This window comes from Microbacterium sp. NFH-22A-Y (assembly GCF_021401375.1).
In the GTDB taxonomy this organism is placed as follows: Bacteria; Actinomycetota; Actinomycetes; order Actinomycetales; family Microbacteriaceae; genus Microbacterium; species Microbacterium hominis.
Genome location: NZ_JACBGF010000003.1, coordinates 47,276 through 68,279, shown reverse-complemented (window position 1 = coordinate 68,279; position 21,004 = coordinate 47,276). Strand labels below are relative to the sequence as shown.

At 73.0% G+C, this 21,004-nt stretch carries 18 protein-coding genes; 10 read left to right on the top strand and 8 right to left on the bottom strand.

The annotated features are described in order from the left end of the window. Nucleotides 1-39 precede the first annotated feature (39 nt). Entirely contained in the window at nucleotides 40-3,345 is a 3,306-nt protein-coding gene (locus tag L0965_RS11280; protein WP_101307212.1) for an ATP-dependent DNA helicase, read from the bottom strand. Further along, entirely contained in the window at nucleotides 3,342-6,566 is a 3,225-nt protein-coding gene (locus tag L0965_RS11275) for an ATP-dependent DNA helicase (RefSeq protein WP_232784029.1), read from the bottom strand. Before L0965_RS11275 ends, L0965_RS11280 begins: the two co-directional genes overlap by 4 nt. Before the next feature lie 179 nt (nucleotides 6,567-6,745). Here L0965_RS11275 and L0965_RS11270 point away from each other — a divergent pair, with 179 nt between their 5' ends. Next, nucleotides 6,746-6,970, top strand: a complete 225-nt coding sequence (locus L0965_RS11270; protein ID WP_060960173.1) for a DUF3107 domain-containing protein — start codon at nucleotides 6,746-6,748, stop codon at nucleotides 6,968-6,970. Between the two features lie 17 nt (nucleotides 6,971-6,987). Further along, nucleotides 6,988-7,278 (top strand): hypothetical protein, encoded by a 291-nt coding sequence (locus L0965_RS11265; protein ID WP_101306074.1) that lies wholly within the window; start codon nucleotides 6,988-6,990, stop codon nucleotides 7,276-7,278. Between the two features lie 16 nt (nucleotides 7,279-7,294). On the opposite strand, the gene L0965_RS11260 is transcribed toward L0965_RS11265, so the two are convergent. Then, complete coding sequence (locus tag L0965_RS11260) at nucleotides 7,295-8,011, bottom strand: ferritin-like fold-containing protein (protein ID WP_101306073.1); 717 nt, start codon at nucleotides 8,009-8,011, stop codon at nucleotides 7,295-7,297. A 162-nt stretch (nucleotides 8,012-8,173) separates the two neighbouring features. Here L0965_RS11260 and L0965_RS11255 point away from each other — a divergent pair, with 162 nt between their 5' ends. Both L0965_RS11255 and L0965_RS11250 read left to right on the top strand, forming a co-directional pair. Then, nucleotides 8,174-9,697 carry a DEAD/DEAH box helicase gene (locus L0965_RS11255; RefSeq protein WP_061782242.1) on the top strand — a complete coding sequence of 508 codons (1,524 nt, stop codon included), beginning with the start codon at nucleotides 8,174-8,176 and terminating at the stop codon, nucleotides 9,695-9,697. 65 nt (nucleotides 9,698-9,762) lie between these two features. Continuing rightward, nucleotides 9,763-11,127, top strand: a complete 1,365-nt coding sequence (locus L0965_RS11250; RefSeq protein WP_232784028.1) for an HNH endonuclease signature motif containing protein — start codon at nucleotides 9,763-9,765, stop codon at nucleotides 11,125-11,127. Here L0965_RS11250 and L0965_RS11245 read toward each other — a convergent pair. Together L0965_RS11245 and L0965_RS11240 are read right to left on the bottom strand one after the other, a co-directional pair. Then, nucleotides 11,054-11,941 (bottom strand): DUF817 domain-containing protein, encoded by an 888-nt coding sequence (locus tag L0965_RS11245; RefSeq protein ID WP_234057987.1) that lies wholly within the window; start codon nucleotides 11,939-11,941, stop codon nucleotides 11,054-11,056. The genes L0965_RS11250 and L0965_RS11245 overlap by 74 nt on opposite strands. A 15-nt stretch (nucleotides 11,942-11,956) precedes the next feature. Beyond that, nucleotides 11,957-12,838, bottom strand: a complete 882-nt coding sequence (locus tag L0965_RS11240) for a PHP domain-containing protein (RefSeq protein WP_101306071.1) — start codon at nucleotides 12,836-12,838, stop codon at nucleotides 11,957-11,959. 109 nt (nucleotides 12,839-12,947) lie between these two features. Between L0965_RS11240 and L0965_RS11235 the strand changes: the two genes are divergently transcribed. Both L0965_RS11235 and L0965_RS11230 read left to right on the top strand, forming a co-directional pair. Further along, a complete protein-coding gene (locus L0965_RS11235) occupies nucleotides 12,948-14,000 on the top strand; it encodes an endonuclease/exonuclease/phosphatase family protein (protein ID WP_061782243.1) in 1,053 nt (350 codons plus the stop codon). Between the two features lie 23 nt (nucleotides 14,001-14,023). Continuing rightward, nucleotides 14,024-15,445 carry an aminopeptidase P family protein gene (locus tag L0965_RS11230; RefSeq protein ID WP_101306070.1) on the top strand — a complete coding sequence of 474 codons (1,422 nt, stop codon included), beginning with the start codon at nucleotides 14,024-14,026 and terminating at the stop codon, nucleotides 15,443-15,445. Here L0965_RS11230 and L0965_RS11225 read toward each other — a convergent pair. Together L0965_RS11225 and L0965_RS11220 are read right to left on the bottom strand one after the other, a co-directional pair. Further along, the gene (locus L0965_RS11225; RefSeq protein ID WP_101306069.1) at nucleotides 15,435-16,109 is read right to left on the bottom strand and encodes an alpha/beta family hydrolase; all 675 of its coding nucleotides are present in this window, start codon (nucleotides 16,107-16,109) and stop codon (nucleotides 15,435-15,437) included. The genes L0965_RS11230 and L0965_RS11225 overlap by 11 nt on opposite strands. Beyond that, nucleotides 16,109-16,762, bottom strand: a complete 654-nt coding sequence (locus L0965_RS11220) for a general stress protein (protein WP_232784056.1) — start codon at nucleotides 16,760-16,762, stop codon at nucleotides 16,109-16,111. The genes L0965_RS11225 and L0965_RS11220 overlap by 1 nt, the downstream gene beginning before the upstream one ends. Before the next feature lie 73 nt (nucleotides 16,763-16,835). On the opposite strand from L0965_RS11220, the gene L0965_RS11215 reads away from it, so the two are divergent. From L0965_RS11215 to L0965_RS11205, 3 genes are read left to right on the top strand one after another with little or no spacing between them, the layout of a single operon-like run. Continuing rightward, the gene (locus L0965_RS11215) at nucleotides 16,836-18,125 is read left to right on the top strand and encodes a magnesium transporter MgtE N-terminal domain-containing protein (RefSeq protein WP_060960164.1); all 1,290 of its coding nucleotides are present in this window, start codon (nucleotides 16,836-16,838) and stop codon (nucleotides 18,123-18,125) included. Further along, the gene (locus tag L0965_RS11210; RefSeq protein WP_101306067.1) at nucleotides 18,125-18,676 is read left to right on the top strand and encodes a DUF1003 domain-containing protein; all 552 of its coding nucleotides are present in this window, start codon (nucleotides 18,125-18,127) and stop codon (nucleotides 18,674-18,676) included. Before L0965_RS11215 ends, L0965_RS11210 begins: the two co-directional genes overlap by 1 nt. Then, nucleotides 18,673-19,848, top strand: coding sequence for an Mrp/NBP35 family ATP-binding protein (locus L0965_RS11205; protein WP_101306066.1), 1,176 nt, complete (start codon nucleotides 18,673-18,675; stop codon nucleotides 19,846-19,848). Before L0965_RS11210 ends, L0965_RS11205 begins: the two co-directional genes overlap by 4 nt. A 12-nt stretch (nucleotides 19,849-19,860) precedes the next feature. Here L0965_RS11205 and L0965_RS11200 read toward each other — a convergent pair whose 3' ends face one another. Beyond that, nucleotides 19,861-20,238 (bottom strand): hypothetical protein, encoded by a 378-nt coding sequence (locus L0965_RS11200; protein WP_060960161.1) that lies wholly within the window; start codon nucleotides 20,236-20,238, stop codon nucleotides 19,861-19,863. 71 nt (nucleotides 20,239-20,309) lie between these two features. On the opposite strand from L0965_RS11200, the gene L0965_RS11195 reads away from it, so the two are divergent. Continuing rightward, entirely contained in the window at nucleotides 20,310-20,951 is a 642-nt protein-coding gene (locus L0965_RS11195; protein WP_060960160.1) for an O-methyltransferase, read from the top strand. The last annotated feature ends 53 nt before the right edge of the window (nucleotides 20,952-21,004 follow it).

Below are 21,004 nucleotides of genomic sequence, written 5' to 3'. Positions count from 1 at the left end.
CCCGTCCCGCCCGCGCGGCCGTCCCCGTCCCGCCGGCGTTCAGTCGCGCAGGATGAGTCCGTCCGCGACGTAGAAGAGCACGACGTCGATCGACTCCAACGGGACGCCGTGCCGCGCGTGATAGGCGGCGCGGTACAGGCGGAGCTGGACCATACGCTCCTCGCGCTCGGCGGCGGTGCGCGGTGCGCGCCCCGTCTTCCAGTCGACGATCTCGATGCGGTCCCCGCGGCGGTACACGGCGTCGAGCTTGCAGATCACGACGTGCGGGCTGCCGTCGCCCAGCGCGTCCGCCATCGTGACGTCGATCTCGGTCTCGACCTCCAGCGGCTGCAGCCGAGCCCACTCGGAGGCGAGGAAGGCCTCCTGCAGGCGTCGCAGGTCGGCGTCGCTCTCCGATGTCATGCCGACGCCGTCGCCGTGGGCGAGCTCGTCGTCGTCGTGCCAGAGCACGTCGTCCGGCGACGTGCCGTCGCCGACCAGCCCCGAGCGCTGCTCCACCCAGGCATGGAACCTGGTCCCCAGCCGGGACTGACGGTAGGGCCGCTCGGGCAGCGGGCGCGCGAGGGCGGGGGCATCGCCGAGGTAGTCCTTGAAGCGCGACGCCGGGATGCGCACCGGGGCGGGAGGGCGCACGGGATGCTCGCGCGCGTCGCGCTCCGCGAGCAGCAGGGCGAGCTCCCGCGACGGTGCGGCGGGCGGATCGGCCGCGGATGCGGCTCGCACCGCGGCGGCCGCCGCCTCGACGACCTCGCGGCGCGCCCCCAGCGGGTCGAGCGGCCACTGCAGCATCCTGCGCCTGCCCTCGAACGGGTTTTCCCCCGCATCCTCCGGCACCTCCAGCGCCGCGCCCAGGGCATCGGCGATCTCCCGGAGGAACGGGCTGGGCTTGCGCGCCGACCGGGTTCCCGACCAGCTCGACCCCGTCAACAGCAGATGATCGCGGGCGCGGGTGACCGCCACATACGCGAGTCGGCGTTCCTCCTCGAGCTGGCGGGCACGACCGGCGTCGACGAACGAGGCGAGCGCGGCGGCGAGGTCCTGCTGGGTCGGCGCCTGATCCGCCCGCCAGCGCAGCTCGGGGAGCCACTCGGCGTCACCGCGGAACTCGTAGGGCAGCACGCCGAAGCCGAGCCAGCCGCGCGTGTCCTTCGGCCGCGTGGGCAGCTCGTCCTCCACCAGGCGGACGACGGCCACGGCATCCCATTCGAGTCCCTTCGACCCGTGGATCGTGAGCAGCTGCACCACGTCGTCCTCCGGGGGCTCCGTGCGCGGCGCGAACTCGTCGAGCCGCTCGGCGTGGTCGAGCCACGCCAGAAGGCTCGGCAGCGACCCGCGCTCGTCCGTCGCGAGGAAGCCGTGCAGCTCGTCGACGAACGCGCGCAGCTGATCGCTCGCCACCCGCGCGGGACCGCGGGCCTCGTTCGCGGCGAGTTCGATGTCCAGGCGCAGTTCCAGCTCGATCATGCGCACCAGTTCGGGAATCGGCAGGGCGGCCTGCCGCCGCAGCCCGGCGAAGACGGCCGCCGCGTCGCGCAGCCGCTCACGGGCCGGAGGGGTGATGTCGGCGAGCCACCCGTGATCGGGTCCGTGGCGCAGGAAGAAGTCCACCGCGTCGACGAGTGAGCCCTGCTCGTCGCCGGCGGATGCGCGCATCCGCTCGACGACCTCGGGGGCCAGCGGCTGCAGCGCCGCGTCGTGTCGCGCGATGCGGCGCGACAGCTCCGCCAGCGCCCGCAGGTCGGCGACGCCGATCCTCCACCGCGGACCGGCCAGCAGACGGATGAGCGCCGATCCGGCGCGCGGGTCGCTGATCACTCGCAGCGCGGACACGACGTCGACGACCTCCGGAGTCGACAGCAGTCCCCCGAGTCCCAGGATCCGATGCGGGATGCCGCGGCGCCCGAGCGCGTCGGCGAAGTGGACCATGTGCTTCTTGCTGCGGAGCAGCACCGCCCCCGTCGTGGGGCGCCCCTCGCCCTCGCGTTCGCTGCGCACCCGTGTGAACCACTCCGCGACCCGGTCGGCTTCGGCGTCGATGTCGCCGTCGAGATGCACCTCGACATGGCCCCGCTCGGCGCCGGGGCGTGGCCGCAGCGGCGCGACCGGCACCGGAACGCGCTCGGCGAGAGGGGCAAGCACGGCGCCGGCGGCGGTCAGCACGTCGACGCTGTTGCGCCAGCTGGTCATCAGCGCGTACATGCCGGCATCGTCGTCGGTGCTGAAGGCGCTCGCGAACCCGCCCAGGTTGCCGGCGCTCGCACCGCGCCAGCCGTAGATCGACTGATGCGGGTCGCCGACGGCCATCACGGCGGCATCCCGGAAGACCGCCGCCAGCAGCTGCGTCTGCACCACCGACGTGTCCTGGTACTCGTCGAGCAGGATGACGCGGTAGCGCTCGCGCAGTTCGGCCCCCACGACCGGATGCGCGTCGACGATGTCGCACGCGCCCGCCACCTGATCCGAGAAGTCGATGACACCCAGCCGGCGTTTGCGCCGCCCGTATTCGCGGGCCAGGTCGACGAGCACCTCCAGCCCACTCACCGCCGTGGCGGCCTTCGCCACATCGGCGTAGACCGTGACCCGCGCGGACGTGGACGGACGCTGCAGGACGTCCGCGAACCGGGCGGGGAAGAGGGCGAGCTCGTCGAGATCGACCCGATTGTCCGCCGCGTCGCGGGCGATGCGCAGCGCGCCGTCCACGATCGATCGCAGAGCCTCCTCGCGGCCCTCCAGGCGCACGTCGTCGGCGTCGAGGACGACGCGGCGCATCAGCAGCCACGCCGCCGACTCGCTGAGCACGGCGGCCTCGGCGTCGCGCCCGAGCCGCACGGCGTGCTCGCGGACGATCGCGTCGGCGAAGCTGTTGTAGGTGGCGACGGCGGGCCGATCGAGCAGACTGTCCGCCCCCTCGTCCGCCGGGACGGGGACCGCGCCGGATGCCGCGGCGAGCTCCGCCAGCAGATCGTGGCGCCTCCCCTCGGGCGCTCCGGAGCGTTCCAGCTCGCCGAGCGCATCTAGGCGTCCCGCGGCGTGCAGGGCGTCGAGGTGCGGGACCAGTCCCCGCCGCTCGAACTCGGCGAGCCGGTGCAGCCGGCGGTGGATGCGCTCGGCCAGCTCGCCGGCGGCCTTGCGGGTGAAGGTGAGACCCAGGACCGCGTCGCGGGAGACGAGGCCGTTGGCGACCAGCCAGACGACGCGTCCCGCCATCGTCTCGGTCTTGCCGCTGCCCGCTCCCGCGACGACGAGAGCCGGCGCCAGGGGCGCGGCGATCACGCGCGCCTGCTCGGGTGTGGGCGGGAACTGACCGAGGGCGGCGGCGAGAGCGGCGGGGCTGACCGATGTCACGAGGCGCTCACCGCGCCGACCGTGTGGATGCGACACAGGCCGTACGAGTAGTCGTCGCGGCAGTGCTCCTCGTAGGGCGCGGAGAACGCCGTGCCGCTCATGACCTCGACGGCGGCGCGCACGCGACCGAGGAAGGCGTCGCGGGCCTGGTCGTCCATGGGAGGCTGGCGCGGTTCGACGTAGTCCTTCGTCGCGGCGGTGGGCCGGAGCACGAGCAGCTTGGCACCGCCCGCGACGAGGCCCCGCGCCTCGGGGATGGCGCCGGCGTCCAGCGCGAGCTGGTAGGCGGCGAGCTGCGGGTTGTCCACGACCTTCGCGTCGGTCTGCGGCTCGCGCTTGCCGGTCTTGAGGTCCACGATCACGACTTCGTCGGCCGCCGTGCGCTCGACGCGGTCGATGTAGCCGCTGACGACGGCGCCGTGCGGACCCGGCGGGTCGAGGGCGACGGCCACCTCGAAATGCGGCTCGGCGCCGATGAGGGTGCCGCCGGCCGCATCGAAGCGTCGCAGGTAGACCGCCAATCGCCGCACGAGCTCGCGCGCCCTCGCCCGCTCGGCGCGATCGCGCCACGCCGACTCGAACTCCAGCTCGCCCCAGCGCGCGTCGACGACCGCCCACAGGGCCTCCTCGTCGCTGCCCTCGGCGTGCTCCATCGCGGCATGCACGAGCGTGCCCAGACCGGCCACTGCGCCGCCGGTGTCGGCACCGAGATCCGACAGCAGCCAGTTGAGCTGGCACTCCTCGAGCGTCTGCAGGCGCGACGGCGAGACCCGCACGTCCTCCTGTGTCAGATCGCGAAGGGGCGCCGACGACGTCGAGGGGGCGATCCCGTACCACTGGTCCGGTGCCGCTCCGGGAACCCCCGCCGCGGCGAGGGCGGCGAGTTGGGAGGCCGCGTACTCCCGCGACGACGACCGATCGCCGCGGATGCCGTGCCCGCCGGCGGCGCCCTCCGTGAGCGTGCGGCGGTGCTGCGCGACGAGCCCGCGCAGCGTCAGCGGGTGTTCGGCCGACCGTGCCGCCGTCTGCCGCGGCGGCAGGAGCTCGAACAGCGCGCTGGGGCCGGTGTCGTCGTCGTCGACGGCCGTGACGACCAGCCGTCGCCGGGCGCGCGAGCAGGCCCGGGCGAACAGACGGAGCTCGTCGTGGAGGACGGTTCGGCGCCGGTCGAGGGCGCCGACGCCGACCTCGCCACGATCGCTGAGCGTCGCGCCCGCGAGCCGCCAGGTCTGCAGGAGTCCCCCGCGCGCACGCAGATTGGGCCAGATCCCGTCCTGCACCCCCGCGACGACGACGGTGTCGAACTCCGCCCCGAGGGAGCCGGCCGGCGTCAGGATGCTGACGGCATCCACGACGGCGCCGTCGCCGAGACGGTCCTCCGCGACGTCGGAGTCGAGCACACCGCGCAGGAAGGCGGCCGGCGAGGTGCCGTCGGCGCGCTCGCCGTGGCGCTTGGCGGCCTGGAAGAGCGCGACGACGGCGTCGAGCTCGCGCCCGGCCTGGGCCGCGAGGGGTCCGGAGCCGGACGCAACGGCCGCCCACGTCCGCTCGACGCCGAGGCCGTCCCACCCCGACCAGAGCAGTTCGTGCGCCGTCGGACTGTCGGCGCCCCCCGTGCGCACGAGCTCCCACTGCGCGCGCACCGCCGCCAGCGTCGTCGCGATCCGCTCGGCGCGGCGGCCCTCCCGCGTGTCGAGGAGGGCGAACGCGACCGGATGGGCGAGCGCCGACACCAGGAGCTCGCCGCTGGTCGGCTCGGGCGCGTCGCTCGGATCATCGTCGCCCGATCGGGCCGCCAGAGCGCTGTGGCGCAGCGCCGTGCGCAGCCGCCGGATCTCGATGGGATCCATGCCGCCGGCCCGCAGCGCATCGATCGCGTCGTCGAGGCTCCATCCGCTCGGATCGACGTCGGCCAGCAGGACGACGCGCAGCAGGTCCGCGACGGCGCGCGCCTGCGCGAGCGGACGCTGGCCGTTGGTGCGCGTGGGCACCTCACGGGCGGCCAGCTCCGCCTCCAGGGTCGCGACCTGCCGGCTGTCGTGCGCGATGACGGCGCACTGCGCCCAGGGCACGCCGTCGTGCACATGCCGCTCACGGAGCAGGCGGGCGATGACGTCGTGCTCCTCTGCGGTCGACCGCGCCGTCAGGGCACGGACGCTGTCGTCGTCACCCTCCACGGGGGCCCCGGCGGGCGGGCGCCGGTGGGCCACGACGCCCGCGGCGCCGATGCGCCCGGTGATGCCCGCGACGAGTCGGCGCTGGCCGGCGGTGCCGCGGTGGACCTCGGTGAGGACGTGGAGGGGCGAGCGCGCGGCGAGGCGCGCGAAGTTCTCGGGGCTGGCCCCGCGGAACGTGCCCGACCCGACATCGGGATCGCCGAACGCCAGGACCGCGATCCCCCGCGCCCGGCAAGCCTCGAGCAGCTCGACCCCGCCCAGGGTGAGCTCCTGCGCATCGTCGACGACGATCACGCGAAGCCGTTCCACCGCCGCCACGCCCGGCGCGCCCGCGGGCAGGGTGCGGACCAGTCCGAGGGCCTCCCGGACGAGGCCGGCGGCATCGCGATGCGCATGACGCATGCCGTCGCGGGCATCGAGGTACTCCTGCGCGAAGGATGCCGCGGCCCGCCACTCCGCGACGTCGTCGCGCGCGCCCAGGTCGGCGAGTCGGGCCGGCGACACCCCGAGCTGCGCGCACTCGGCCAGCAGCGCGCGGACTTCGGCGCGGAACGCGCGGGTCGCGCGCACCGGTGCGGGCAGCGAGGCGGGCCAGCGGATCAGGCCCTCGCGTTCGTCGGCGGCGTCGCCGTCGAGGAGGTCGGCGATCAGCTGATCCTCGTCGGGCCCGGTGAGGAGCTGCGGGGTCTCGGCGCCAGAATGGACGGCGTGCGCGCGCACGATCTGGTAGGCGAAGGCGACCACCGAGCGGGCGAGCGCACCTCGGGTCGGGATGCCGACGGCGAGAGCGAGCCGGTCGCGCAGAGCGGTCGCCGAGGTGCGCGACGGCGTCAGCACGACGATCTCCTCGGGCACCAGGACCGGCCCGCCGCCGTCGCCGACGCCCTGCCCGGTGACCTCATCACGCTCGCGCAGCAGCGCGGCCACGCGCGCGATCGCCGTGGACGTCTTGCCCGACCCGGGCGCGCCGACGACCACACCGGACGCCGCGGGAGGAAGGTCGATGACGGCGCGCTGCGCGGCATCCCACGTCACACCATCCATGCTCTTCACGGTAGCCGGAAGCGCCGACACAGGCGTTCGCGCACAGCGAGCGCCGCGGGGCCCGAACGGCGATCCGGGCCCCGCGGCGGTGTCGTAGAGTCGACATGCGGCCGGCGCACCGGCCCGCCCCGCATCGCCCTCGGCGGCCGGGTCACGACGAGAAGTGAGGCACAGTCACCGTGGAGATCCGCATCGGCATCGCGAACACCCCCCGAGAGCTCAGCTTCGAGTCGGCCCTGTCGGCGGAGGCCGTGACGACCACCGTCCAGAAGGCGCTCGCCTCGGACGAGTCGTTCGTCACGTTCACGGACGTCAAGGGCAACACGTACATCGTCCCCACCGCGGGCATCACCTTCATCGAGGTCGGGACCGAGGAGTCCCGCCGCGTCGGCTTCGTCGCCTGATCGCGAGTCCCCGCACCGTGGACATCCTCCTCGCCTTCATCTTCGGCGGCGCCTACGGCGGCGTGCTCCACTACCTGATGCCCGGGCGCACCTCGCGGGGTGCGGCGCTGGCGCCGGTGCTGGGCGCGCTGTTGGGCGGCCTCGTCTGGATGGTCCTGACCTGGGCGGGTCTGACGACGCTGAGCCCCTGGCTGTGGATCGTCTCGCTCGCCGTCCCCGTCATCGTCGTCCCGGCCGTGCTGGCCGTGCTGACGCGTCGGCGTGCCACGCACGACGCACGCGAACGTCTGCGCCTCAAGATCTCCTGAGCCCGGCTCCGGGCCGCTACGCGTCGAGGCCCATCGCGGCCATACGACGAGAATGCGCGCCGAGCAGGTCGGTGAACACCGGCTCGACCTTGCGTTCCTCCGCAGCGTCGAGGGTCTGCGGCCGCAGCGCGCCGCGCGCGATGAGCAGCGTGTCGCCGACGAGTCGTCGCCCCCAGAGGGCGAGCAGCGACTTCCACTGCTCGTCGGCGGCGATCGCATCCGCGAGGATGCCCGCCAGCGCCTGCCGGTCGTCGTCGGCACGCAGCACGTCGGCGACGCGGCGTCCCGTCGAGCCGTAGCTCGACGACAGCGCGAGGTAGAAGTCGTCCAGCATCCCCGCGGTGATGTGCACCGACAGCATCGTCTCCAGATGCCGGGCGCCGTGGGTCGCCCGACGGAAGGCGTCGAGGGGCTCGCGGAAGGGCAGCATGAGATCGAGCGGGTCGTCGCCGCGATCGCGGATGATCGTCAAGAGGGCGCGGTGCTTCTGCAGCGCCGCACCGGCCGCCACGGAGATCGACTCCTTCTGGGTGAGCTCCGGTGTGGGGGCGATCAGCTCGCTGAGGGTCTCGAAGTACCCGAGCTGCAGGTAGGCGGCCTGCCCGAGGAACGTGTCGACGTCGGGCGCGAGCTCCTCGAAGTCCACACGTCGGACGTCTCCGAAGTCGCCGCGCGAACGCACGCGGAGCGTGCGCGCCACGGTGCGCTCCCGCTGCCAGGGCCAGGTCACCACGTCCCCAGCCTAGAGGTCGCGGCGCCGCTTCCGAGGGACGCGGCGCCCGCTCCGCTAGGCTGGTCTGGTCCCGGCGACGGATCGGGACCCCCGCGCCTGCGGATGAGTAGAAGGCGTGGACCTCCTCACCGGCGGCTTCTCACCGCCAGACAGGCACGTATCGTGACGACATTCGCTGAGCTCGGAATCGACCCCGACATCGTGGAGGCGCTCGCCTCCAAGGGCATCGTGGACGCCTTCCCCATCCAGGAGCAGACCATCCCCCTGGGGCTGCCCGGCCAGGACATCATCGGCCAGGCCAAGACGGGCACGGGCAAGACCTTCGGCTTCGGCATCCCGGTCGTCCAGCGCCTCGGACTCGACCCGGCTCCGGGCGTGCAGGCGCTCATCGTCGTCCCCACGCGCGAGCTCGCCGTGCAGGTCTACGAGGACATGGACATGCTCACGCAGAACCGTTCCACGAGCGTCGTCGCGATCTACGGCGGCAAGGCCTACGAGGGGCAGATCGACCAGCTGAAGGCCGGCGCGCAGATCGTCGTGGGCACGCCCGGCCGCCTCATCGACCTCAACAACCAGCGACTGCTCGACCTGTCGGGCGCGGTGGAGGTCGTGCTCGACGAGGCGGACAAGATGCTCGACCTCGGCTTCCTGGCCGACATCGAGAAGATCTTCCAGAAGGTGGCGCCGGTGCGCCACACCCAGCTGTTCTCGGCCACCATGCCGGGACCGATCGTGGCCCTCGCCCGTCGGTTCATGAGCAACCCGATCCACATCCGCGCCACCGACCCCGACGAGGGTCTGACGCAGGCGAACATCAAGCACCTCGTCTACCGGGCGCACTCGCTCGACAAGGACGAGGTCATCGCGCGCATCCTGCAGGCCGAGGGTCGCGGCAAGACCGTCGTGTTCACGCGCACCAAGCGCGCCGCCCAGAAGCTCGTCGACGAGCTGAACGACCGCGGCTTCAACGCCGGAGCCGTCCACGGCGACATGAGCCAGGAGGCGCGCGAGCGCTCGATGGCCGCCTTCAAGGCGGGCAAGAAGGACGTGCTCATCGCGACCGACGTCGCCGCGCGCGGCATCGACGTCGACGACGTGACCCACGTCATCAACCACACCATCCCGGACGACGAGAAGACCTACCTGCACCGCGCCGGACGCACCGGCCGCGCGGGCAAGACCGGCATCGCCGTCACGTTCGTCGACTGGGACGACCTCCACAAGTGGGCGCTGATCAACCGCGCGCTCGAGTTCGGTCAGCCCGAGCCGGTCGAGACCTACTCGTCGAGTCCCCACCTCTACACCGACCTCGACATCCCCGCCGGGACCAAGGGCCGCCTCGCGAAGGCGCCGAAGACCGAGACGGTGCGCACGCAGCGCCCCGCCCCGGAGCGCGCCACGGATGCCGCGGCGGAAGGATCCGCCGAGGCCGGCACCCGCCGTCGCCGTCGGCGCCGTTCGGGATCGTCCGTGGTCGGCGCGACGTTCGCGGAGGGCGCGTCGGAGAGCACGGATGCCGCCGCCGTCTCGACCGTGGACGCCCCCCGCTCGGCCGACGGTGCCGGCACGCACGACGGCGCCGGCACGGAGCACCACGACGGCAAGCCCGCGCCCGCGCGCCGCCGCCGCCGTCGGCGTGGTTCCGGGGGTGGCGCTCCCGCTACGCCCCCCGTCGCCGGAGCCTGATGCGGCCCCGCCCGGCCGCCTCCGACACCGGGTTGGATGTCGGAGGTCGCCGATAGCGTCGGGTCATGAAGGTCGTCGACGGTCACTCCTCTCCGGGTTCACCCGGCGGGGCGGATGCGCCCGACGACGATCCGTTCCCGTGTGATCCGGGGTGGACTCCTCCCGATGCCGTGGCATTGATCTGCGATGCCGACGCCATGGTCGCGGTGTTCGCCGCGGAGCGTTACCGACGGGTCGCGGCATACCGGCGGGAGGCTCTCGCGGATGCCGCCGGGCGGGGGCTCGTCGACGTGGCGGAGCGGGCGATCCGCCTGGAGCTTGCGGCAGCGTTGCGGATCACCGAGCAGGGCGCGGGGCAGCTGATCGCGCACGCGCACGTGCTCGAGACCCGCTACCCGGCGGCTCTGGACGCGCTCGCCGCGGCGCGGGTGACGCAACGGCACGTGCAGGTGCTGATCGACCTGCTCGACCCGTTGACCCCGGCCGAAAGCGACACGGTGTTGCCACGCGCGATCGAGCTGGCGGAAGCCGAGCCGGTCGGCACGTTCCGACGACGGTTACGGGCGCTGATCGATCAGGTCCGCGTGCAGACCCTCCCCGACCGTCACGAGCGCGCCCTGCAAGAGCGGCGGGTGTTCATCGAGCCCGCCGACGACGGGATGGCCTGGCTGACCGCCTACCTGCCCGCGGTCGAGGCCCACGCGATCCACGCTCGCCTCACCGCGATCGCGAAGACCGTCGTCGCCGGCGACCCCGATGCCCGCGACGATCGCACGCGGGACCAGGCACGTGCCGATGTCCTCGGCGACCTGCTGATCGACGGCACCTGCGCCGCGCACCCCGACGCTGCCCGCGGGATCCGCGCCACCGTGGTCGTCACCGTTCCCGCTCTCGCGTTGCTCGACGCCGCCCTTCCCGACTGCGGGGCCGCGGTCGTCGACGGGGTCGGACCGATCCCGATTCAGCGGGCACGGGAGCTGTGCGGCGGCACGGACGGGTGGATGCGGGTGCTCACCCATCCCGACACCGGCGCCGTCCTCTCCGTCGGACGCGAACGTTACCGACCCCCACCGGCCCTCCAGCGGCTCGCCCGCTGGCGGGCAGCACGTTGCATGGCCCCCGGCTGCGGCGTCCCCGCCGAGCGGTGCGACCTCGACCACACCGTCGCGTGGGACGACGGCGGTCACACGGCACTCACCAACCTCGCGCCCCTGTGCCGCGGGCACCACACCGTGAAGCACCACGGCGGCTGGCGCGTGCGCCCGCTCACCGATACGGCCCACTCCGGCGCGCTCGAATGGACCTCGCCCACGGGCCGTCACTACACCATCGTCCCCGAACGCAGCCTCCCCGCCTTCACACCGGGCTCTTCCGCGACTTCCGCGACCCCGGCGTCGCCGACGGTGGTCGGGGCGGGTACACCCACGTGACCATCACGACCGACACGATCATCAGCAGGAACCACGACACGAGCTTGGTGAGCGACACCGGGTGCCATCCGTCGAGCTGGTCGGGGTAGAGCCACGCCCCGGCCCAGGTCGCGATGTTCTCGGCGAGGTAGATGAACAGCGCGACCCCGGCGTAGGCCGCGAGCAGCGGCAGCCGGAGCGTCCGCCGCCAGATGCGCGCGTGCATCACCGTCGGCAGCCACCGCGCGGCGACGGCCAGCAGGAGCAGCCAGCGCAGGTCCCAGACGTAGTGGTGCGAGAAGAAGTTGACGTAGATCAGCGCCGCGACGATCGTGGTCACCCACCGACGCGGGTAGCGCACGAAGCTGAGGTCGAAGAGGCGGTAGACCCGCACCATGTACGAGCCGACGGCCGCGTACATGAAGCCGCTGAACAGGGGCACGCCCCCGAGGCGCAGCACGCCCTCGGCGGCGTACGACCACGAGCCGACGTCCGTCTTGAACAGCTCCATCCCGGTGCCGGTGATGTGGAACAGCACGATCACCCACAGCTCGCGCCCCGTCTCGAGGCGCCCCACCAGCATCCCGATCTGGATGAGCACCGCGGCGATCGTCAGCGCATCGTTGCGGGCGAGCGCCGCATCGTCGGGCCACCACAGCCGGGCCGCGACGATGACCGCGAGAAGCGCGGCGCCGAAGACGCACGCCCACGCCTGCTTGACCACGAACACCGCCGCCTCGACGAGAAAGGCACGGATGCCGCTCTCCGGAGCACCGCGCAGCAGCCGGTGGGCCGCGGCGTCGATCCGCCGTTCGAGGGGGGTGGGTTGCTGCATCCGGAGTACGCGACGTCAGGGGAAGACGGGGTCGCTCCCGCTGGCGGCGGCGATGATGCGCGCGACCACGTTGTCGTCTGTGGTGAACTCCCCCGGCTGGTTGGGCTTTCCCAGCCCGTGGTAGTCACTCGATCCCGTCACGAGCAGATTTCGGCGCTGCGCGAGCTCCCGCAGTGCGCCGAGCGCCGGTTCCCGGTTCTCGCGGTGACCGAGCTCGAAGCCGGCCAGGCCGGCCGCGAGCATCCGGTCCATGAGCGGCTCGGGCAGGAGCCCGCCGCGCCCCGCGGGGTGCGCGATCACGGGGACACCACCGGCATCCACCACCGTCGCGACCGCGGTCACGGGGTCGGGGGCGTAGAGGTCGACGTAGTAGTCGCTGCCCGGATGCAGGATGCCGGCGAAGGCCTCACCGCGGTCGCGCACGTAGCCGCGCGCGACGAGCGCATCGGCCAGGTGCGGACGCCCCACGGTGGCCCCCACGGCCGTCTGGGCGACGATGTCGTCCCAGGTCAGCTCGTAGTCGCGGCCGATGCGCTCCGCCATCGTCTGCGCCCGCGTCAGGCGCGAGTGGCGGATGCGGTCGGTGAGGGCGCGCAGGCCGGGGTGCTCGGGGTCGAACAGGTAGGCCAGCACATGGATGCTGCGCCACTCGTGCCGTGCCGACAGCTCCATGCCGGGGAGGAACGTCATCCCGAGCGAGCCGGCCGCCTCGGCCGCCTCGGTCCAGCCGGAGGTCGTGTCGTGATCGGTCAGCGCCACGGTATGCAGTCCGGCGGCGTGCGCGGCGGCCATCACCCGGGCCGGCGGCTCCGTGCCGTCGGAGTGGTCCGAGTGCAGGTGGAGGTCGCTCGGCCCGCGGAATCGGAGCGCCCGATGCTCCCCCTGCGACACGACCATGCCACGAGCGTACCGTCGGCGCGGACACGAGGCCGGGACGAAGCGGCGCGTAGCCAGAGTCGAGGCGACGGTCCGGGAACTCTCAGGGGCACTGTCGTAGAGTCCTGACGTGCTGCGCCTGTTCGGAATCCTGATCACCGTGGCCGCGGCGATCGCCGCGGCCGTCGTCACCTGGCCGCAGTTCTTCCGCCTCGAGCAGACCTTCCCGTTCGCGCAGATCGTCTCCCTGCGCGGGGTCGTCGTCATCGTCTTCGGCGTCGTCTTCGTGCTCGGGCTGCTGCTGGCCCTCGCGCGGCCGCTGCGGGCGTTCGCCGGGACGATCGCGATCATCGCCCTCGTCGCCGGCCTCGTGAACGGCGGCATCCTGCTGTCGCGGGGCCTCGGGTCGGGCACGCTCCCCGAGCCCACCGACACGTCCATCCGCGTGATGACCTGGAACACCGCCGGCGCCGCGACCGACGCGCAGCTGATCGCCCAGACGGCCGTCGCGATGCGCGCCGACATCGTGGCCCTCCCCGAGACGACGATCGAGACGGGCGAGGCGGTCGCCATCGCGATGCGCGAGATGGGCTCGCCCATGTGGGCCCACCACGAGAACTACGGGGAGCGTCCCGGCTACCCCGACTGGGCCGCCAACTCGACGACGCTGCTCATCTCGCCCACGCTCGGCGACTACGCCGTCGTCGCGTCCACCTCCGACGGCGCGACCAACACCTCCGCGGTGCCCAGCGTGGTGGCGATGCCGGTCGACGGCAGCGGGCCGACGATCGTCGCCGTGCACGCGGTCGCTCCGCGCCAGGACCGCATGGAGGACTGGCGGGGCGACCTGGAGTGGGTCGCGAACCAGTGCGCCAGCGACGACGTGATCATGGCGGGCGACTTCAATGCGACGGTCGATCACATGGCGCGACTGGGCGTCGACGGGGGCGACCTCGGACGCTGCACGGATGCCGCGGCGCAGACCGGCTCGGGCGGGGTCGGCACCTGGTCGACGGCGTGGCCCGCCCTCCTCGGCACGCCGATCGATCACATCATGGCGACCGACCGCTGGGAGGCGACCGGATCGGTCGTGCTCGGCTCCCTCGACGCGAGCGGCAGCGACCACCGCCCCCTGATCGTGCAATACGACGTGCGCGACGCCACACAGCCCGCCGACGGGTGAGCGGAGGTGCGAGACTGGAGGGCATGAGCACGAGCGAGAGCGCCACGACCGACACCGCCGTCACCTCCACCGAGAACACCAACCGCAAGCAGCCGTTCCCGCGGGGCTTCCTCGAGACGATCTCGACCGGGTGGGCGGATCGCCCCGACCTCACTCCCCCGCCGCGCGAGCAGGCGCCCTACACCGCCGCACGCCGCGCGGCCGTGTCCGCCGCGTTCCCCGGGCGCCGCCTCGTGCTGCCCGCCGGCACCTACAAGCAGCGGTCGAACGACACCGACTACCCGTTCCGCGCCCATTCGGCCTTCACGCACCTGACCGGCTGGGCGAGCGACAGCGTGCCCGAGTCGGTGCTCGTCTTCGACCCGCGGGCCGATGGCTCGGGCCACGATGTCACCCTCTACCTGCGCGAGCGCGCCGACCGCACCACCGCGGAGTTCTACGGCGATGCGACGATCGGCGAGTTCTGGATCGGGCCGCGGCCGGCGCTGGACGGCGTCGCGAGCGACCTCGGCATCGCGACCGCCCACATCGACGCGTTCGCGCCCGGGGAGGGCGACCTCGTCCTGGACGAGGACGACGAGCTGACCCGCTTCGTGTCCGAGCTGAGACTCATCAAGGACGAGTACGAGATCGCCCAGCTGCGCCTCGCGGTGGAGGTGACCGCCCGCGGATTCGACGACATCGTCGCCGACCTGCCGCGCATCATCGCCACGCCGCGCGGAGAGCGCGCCGTCGAGGGCGTGTTCCACCACCGCGCACGCGTCGACGGCAACGGCGAGGGCTACGACACGATCGCCGCGTCCGGCCCGCACGCCTGCTACCTGCACTGGACGCGCAACGACGGCGCCGTCGTGCCCGGCGATCTCATCCTCATCGACGCCGGCGTCGAGGTCGACAGCCTCTACACGGCCGACATCACCCGCACGCTTCCCGTGAACGGCACCTTCTCCCCCATCCAGCGCACGATCTACGAGACCGTCCGTGAAGCCGCCGACGCCGCCTTCGCGGCGGCCCGACCCGGCGTGAAGTTCCGCGCGGTGCACGAGGCCGCGATGCGCGTGATCGCCGCGCGCGTCGCCGAGTGGGGTCTGCTTCCCGTCACCGCCGAGGAAGCCCTCGACGCCGACGCCGGTGGGCAGCACCGCCGCTACATGGTGCACGGCACGAGCCACCACCTCGGTCTCGACGTGCACGACTGCGCGCAGGCACGCCGCGAGATGTACTACGACGGCGTGCTCGAGCCGGGGATGGTGTTCACCATCGAACCGGGCCTGTACTTCCAGATCGACGACCTCACCGTTCCGGAGGAGTACCGCGGCATCGGCGTGCGCATCGAGGACGACGTCCTCATGACCGCGGACGGCCCCGTGAACCTCTCGGCCGCGATCCCGCGCACGGCGGACGAGGTCGAGGCCTGGATCGCGGGACGCGCCGTCACGAGCTGATCGCGGCATCCCGCGCCTGCGCGCGCAGCCACGGCACCACCGACGCCGCGAGGCCGGCGCCCACCTCGGCGGCCGGACGTCGGCGTCCCTTCACCTCGAAGGAGTGCCCGCCGCCGTCTACCCACACGACCGAGGCGTCGCGGCACGTCGCGACGACCTCCTCGAACTGCGCCCGCGGCTGGATGAACGGGTCGACCGTCCCCTCGACGAACAGCTGCGGCGCCGCGACGGACGGCAGGTGCGCCGCCCGCAGCTTCTCCGGGGCGCCCGGCGGATGCAGCGGGTAGCCGAGGTAGACGAGTCCGGCGGGCGAGATCACGCCGTCGGCGGCCGCCATCGACGCCATGCGCCCCCCGTAGGACTTTCCCGCCGCGAACAGCGGGACCCCGGCGACCGCCGCGCCGGCGGCGGCGACGGCCGCGGTCCACGCGGCGACGGCATGAGCGGCCGGTCCCGGCATCCGCCGCCCCGCCTGCGCATACGGGAACGCGAAGCGGAGGACGCCGACCCCCTCCGCGGCCAGCGCATCGGCGAACCCGATCAGGAACGGATGGTCCATGCCCGCGCCCGCGCCGTGAGCCAGGGCCATGACCGCCCAGGGGCTCTCCGCCGCCGACAGCGCGGTCGAGACGGTGACGACGCCCGCGGGCAGCGCGACCTCCATCACCGCTCCGCGGCGGCCGACCCCGTGTCGCGGTCCTCGTCGGAAGGGGGTGCGTCCGGCGCGGCGGCCGGACGGCCCTCGCCGTCGATGCGCTCGCCATACTGCGGCGGATCGATCCGTTCTCCGTACTGGGGAGGTGCGGCCGGCCCGGGTGCGGGCGCGGCCGGCGAGGGGTGCACGGGGTGCGCCGGCGCGGGCGCGACCGTCCGGCCCACGACCTCACGCGCACGATGGATGCTGCGTGGCAGCACGGTGACCTCGTACCGGTCGGCGAGCACCTGCGTGACGGAGGTGTAGTCGCGACGGCGGCGCACGATCGAGTAGGTGACGATGCTCATCAGCATCCCGAGGGCGATGCCGACGAGCATGACGCCCACGAAGAGCTGGATCGCGGCGTTCGGCGTGCCCAGCACGAAGATCGCGGAGAAGAGGAGACCGAGCAGGATGCCGTTGATGGCGCCCGATCGCGCGGCGGCGGCGTAGCCGAGGCGGCCGGTGACGGTCTCCACCGATCGCAGGCCATGGCCGACGATCGCGATGTCGCGCGCCGGGATGTCTGCTTCGACGAGCTGCGAGACGGCCTTCTGCGCGGCGGGATACGTCGCGTAGTCGGCGATCTTCTCGCCCTGCTCCTGGGGGATTCCGCCCAACATGCTCACCCGACCATCTTGTCATGCGCACGCTGCGCGTCGGCCTCGCGGAGGGCGCGCGGACTACGCTGGTCGAGTGAGTACGCAGAGGGTTTTCGTGGCACGGCTGGTGGGCTGCACCGTCTTCGACCCCGCGGGCGATCGTCTCGGCAAGGTCCGGGACGTCGTCGTCATCTACCGAAAAGACGACCCGCCGCGTGTCGTGGGGCTCGTCGTCGAGATCCCCGGGCGTCGGCACGTCTTCCTCTCGATCGGACGCGTCACCTCGATCCAGTCCGGACAGGTCATCACGACGGGCCTCATCAACGTGCGCCGCTTCCAGCAGCGCGGCGGCGAGGTGCGCGTGATGAGCGAGATGCTCGGGCGCAAGGTGTACTTCACCGACGGCTCCGGCCACGCCGTCATCGAGGACGCGGCGATCGAGCGCAACCGCCTCGGCGAGTGGGACATCGGGCAGCTCTTCCTGCGCAAGCCCCGGACGAGCGCCTCCCCGTTCGCGAAGGGTCCGACGACCTTCGCCAACTGGGGCGACGTCCGCGAGCAGGCCGTGCCCGGCGAAGCGCAGTCCGCCGAGCAGCTCGTCGCGACGTTCTCGGAGCTCAAGCCCGCCGACCTCGCCAACACACTCCTCGACCTTCCCGAGGAACGGCTGCTCGAGGTCGCCGAGGAGTTGTCTGACGACCGTCTCGCGGACGCGCTGGAGGAGATGCCGGAGGACGAGCAGGTCCACATCCTCGAGGCGCTCGGCGATGAGCGCGCCGCGGACATCCTCGATCAGATGGAGCCGGACGACGCCGCCGATGTCCTCGCGCAGCTGCCCGAGGACCAGCGTGAGGAGCTCCTCGAGCTGATGGAGCCCGAGGAGGCGGAAGACGTCCGCGCCCTGCTCAAGTACGGGCCCGACACCGCCGGCGGTCTGATGACGAGCGAGCCGATCGTGCTGTCGGCCGATGCGACCGTGGCCGAGGCGCTCGCGCTCATCCGCCGCCACGAGCTGCACCCCGCCCTCGCGGCGGCCGTCTTCGTCACCCTTCCGCCGTACGAGACACCGACCGGCCGGCTGCTGGGAACCGTCCATTTCCAGCGGATGCTGCGCTATCCCCCGCACGAACGGCTCGGCGCCATCATCGACGACACGCTCGATCCCGTGCCGGTGACCGCCTCCGCCGCCGAGGTCGCGCGCCTGCTCGCGAGCTACAACCTCGTCTCCCTGCCGGTGGTCGACCCGGCGCATCGGCTCGTCGGCGCCGTGAGCGTCGACGACGTGCTCGACTACCTGCTGCCGGAGGACTGGCGTTCCCATGACGGCACCGACGATCCGCTCGTCGTCCCCGCCACCACCGCGACGATCCCGAGGAGGCCCTGATGGCCAAGGCGAAAGACCGCCGCATCCCCTCGCTGGACGCGCCGCGCGGGCGCGCCGGCATGCTCAACCGCACGCCCCAGCCCTCGCGCGACCGGTTCGGCCGGTTCTCGGAGGCGTTCGCGCGGGCGATGGGCACCTCCGGCTTCCTCATCGGCATGTCGGTGTTCGTCATCGTGTGGCTGTGGTGGAACTCGGTGATGCCGCGCGACATCCAATTCGACGCGGCGGAGAACAACTTCACGCTGCTGACGCTCATCCTGTCGCTGCAGGCCTCCTACGCGGCCCCGCTGATCCTTCTCGCGCAGAACCGGCAGGACGACCGCGACCGCGTCCAGATCGAGCAGGACCGCCAGCGCGCCGAGCGCAATCTCGCCGACACGGAGTACCTGGCGCGCGAGGTCGTCGCGTTGCGGATGGCGATGACGGACGTCTCGGAGCACGTGGTCACCCGCGACGTGCTGCGTCAGGAGCTCAAGGCGCTGCTCGAGTCGCTCGAGGAGTCGCGCGAGACGTCGCCGTCGACCCCGGGCACGGCCCCCGAGCCCTCATGACGGCGCCGCAGGCGCACGACGATCCGGACGCGCTCCGCCGCGACGCCGTGCAGCGCGCGGTCGGGGCGGTCATGGACCCCGAGCTGCGCCGTCCGCTCTCGGAGCTCGACATGGTGCGAGATGTGCGCGTCGTCGGCGACCGCGCCGACGTCGGGATCGCGCTGACGATCGTCGGCTGCCCCGCCGCCGACCGGATCGAGCGCGAGGTGCGATCCGCCGCGGCGAGCGTGCCGGGCATCGCGACCGTCGAGATCGCGGTCGGGGTCATGACGCCCGCGGAGCGCCAGGAGCTCACGGCGCGCCTGCGCGGAGGCCGCGCGGCGCGCACCATGCCGTTCGGCCCCGACTCGCTGACCCGCGTCATCGCGGTCACCAGCGGCAAGGGCGGCGTGGGAAAGTCGAGTCTCACGGCGAACCTCGCCGTCGGCCTGGCCGCCCGCGGTCTCGCCGTCGGTCTCATCGATGCGGACGTGCACGGCTTCTCGATCCCGGCGCTGCTGGGTCTCGTGGATGCCGAGGGTCGCCCGCCCGCGCCGACCCGGATCGACGACCTCATGCTCCCGCCGGTGGCCTTCGGCGTGAAGGCCATCTCCATCGGGATGTTCCTGCCGCGCGACCAACCGGTCTCGGCGGCGGTCGCGTGGCGCGGGCCGATGCTCCATCGCACCGTGCAGCAGTTCCTCACCGACGTCTACTTCGGCGACCTCGACATCCTCCTCATCGACATGCCCCCGGGAACGGGAGACGTGGCCATCTCGGTGGGCCAGCTGCTCCCCCACGCCGAGGTCCTCGTCGTCACGACGCCGCAGACCGCCGCCTCCGACGTCGCGGTGCGCAGCGGACTCGTCGCGGCGCAGACCGGGCAGCGCGTCATCGGCGTCGTCGAGAACATGGCCGCGATGACGCTCCCCGACGGCAGCGTGCTCGACCTGTTCGGCGCCGGCGGCGGCGCGGCGGTCGCGGCATCCCTGTCGGGCGGCGGACACGACGTGCCGCTGCTCGCCTCCGTTCCGCTGAGCGTGGGGCTGCGCCGCGGCGGCGACGAGGGCGTGCCGATCGTGGTCGCCGATCCGGACGATCCCGCCGCGCGGGCCATCACGGCGGTGGCCGACGCTCTGGCGCGCGCTCCGCGAGGCCTCGCCGGCAGATCGTTGCCGCTCACCCTGCGCTGAGCGGCCGGCCGGTCAGGTGGCCTCGTCGTCGTAGGGGACGTCGAGCTCGGGATCGAAGGCGGGGGTGAGCGGCGTCGGCGAGGTGGCGGCGATCGCCGTGCCGACGGCGGCCGCGCGGACGGCGGGAACCGGAGCGTCGTCGAGGAGCGCGTCGCGGATGATGCGGCGCGGGTCGTACTGGCGGGGATCGAGCTTGCGCCACTCGACGTCGTCGAAGTCCTCGCCCAGCTCGTCCTTGACGCGCGTCTTCGCACCGCTCAGCCACTCGCGGGCGCGCACGGTCAGCTTGGCGAGCGTCTCGGCGTAATGCGGCAGCCGCTCGGGTCCGACCAGGAGGGCGGCCACGATCAGGATCAGGACGAGCTTGTCCCAGTCGAGGCCGAAGAACATGACTCCAGGTTACCCGTGCGCCTGCCCGCCGCGACGCGACCGGCACCGTACGCTGGGGGCGGAGGATGAACATGGCCGATCAGGACGCGATCCGCAGGTACGTCGACGAGATCACCGTCGAACCCGAGGCGATCGAGCGCGCCCGTGCACACGCGCTCGAGCTCGGCGCCGATCCGATCAGCCCCGCCGTCGGCGCGCAGATCGCCGTCATCGCCGCCACGACCGCCGCCCTCAACATCGTCGAGATCGGCACGGGGGCCGGCGTCTCCGGCCTCTGGCTGCTGCACGGCGCCCCCCGGGCGACGCTGACGACGATCGACAAGGAGCCGGAGCATCTCGCCGCCGCCCGCGTCGCCTTCGCGGATGCGAAGGTCCCGCCAGCACGCGCGCGCTTCATCGCCGGACGGGCGACGGAGGTCCTCCCCCGCATGAACGAGGCGTCCTACGACATCGTGCTCGTGGATGCCGATCCGGAAGGCGTCATCGACCACGTCGAGCACGGCCTGCGCCTCGTGCGGGCCGGGGGCACCGTGCTGATCCCGCGCGTGCTCGCCGGCGGAGCGGTCGCCGACCCCGTGCGTCGCGACCCGGTGACGACCGCGTTCCGCACCCTCATCCAGGAGACCCAGTCCTCCCCCGCCGTGCTGGGCGCGCTGTCGATCGTGGGCGAGGGGCTCCTGCAGCTGACGACCGTCGCCGCCGACGCGCGCTGAGCGCGCGGTCCGGCACCGGGGGACGGAAAAGGGTCGGTCCGAAGACCGACCCT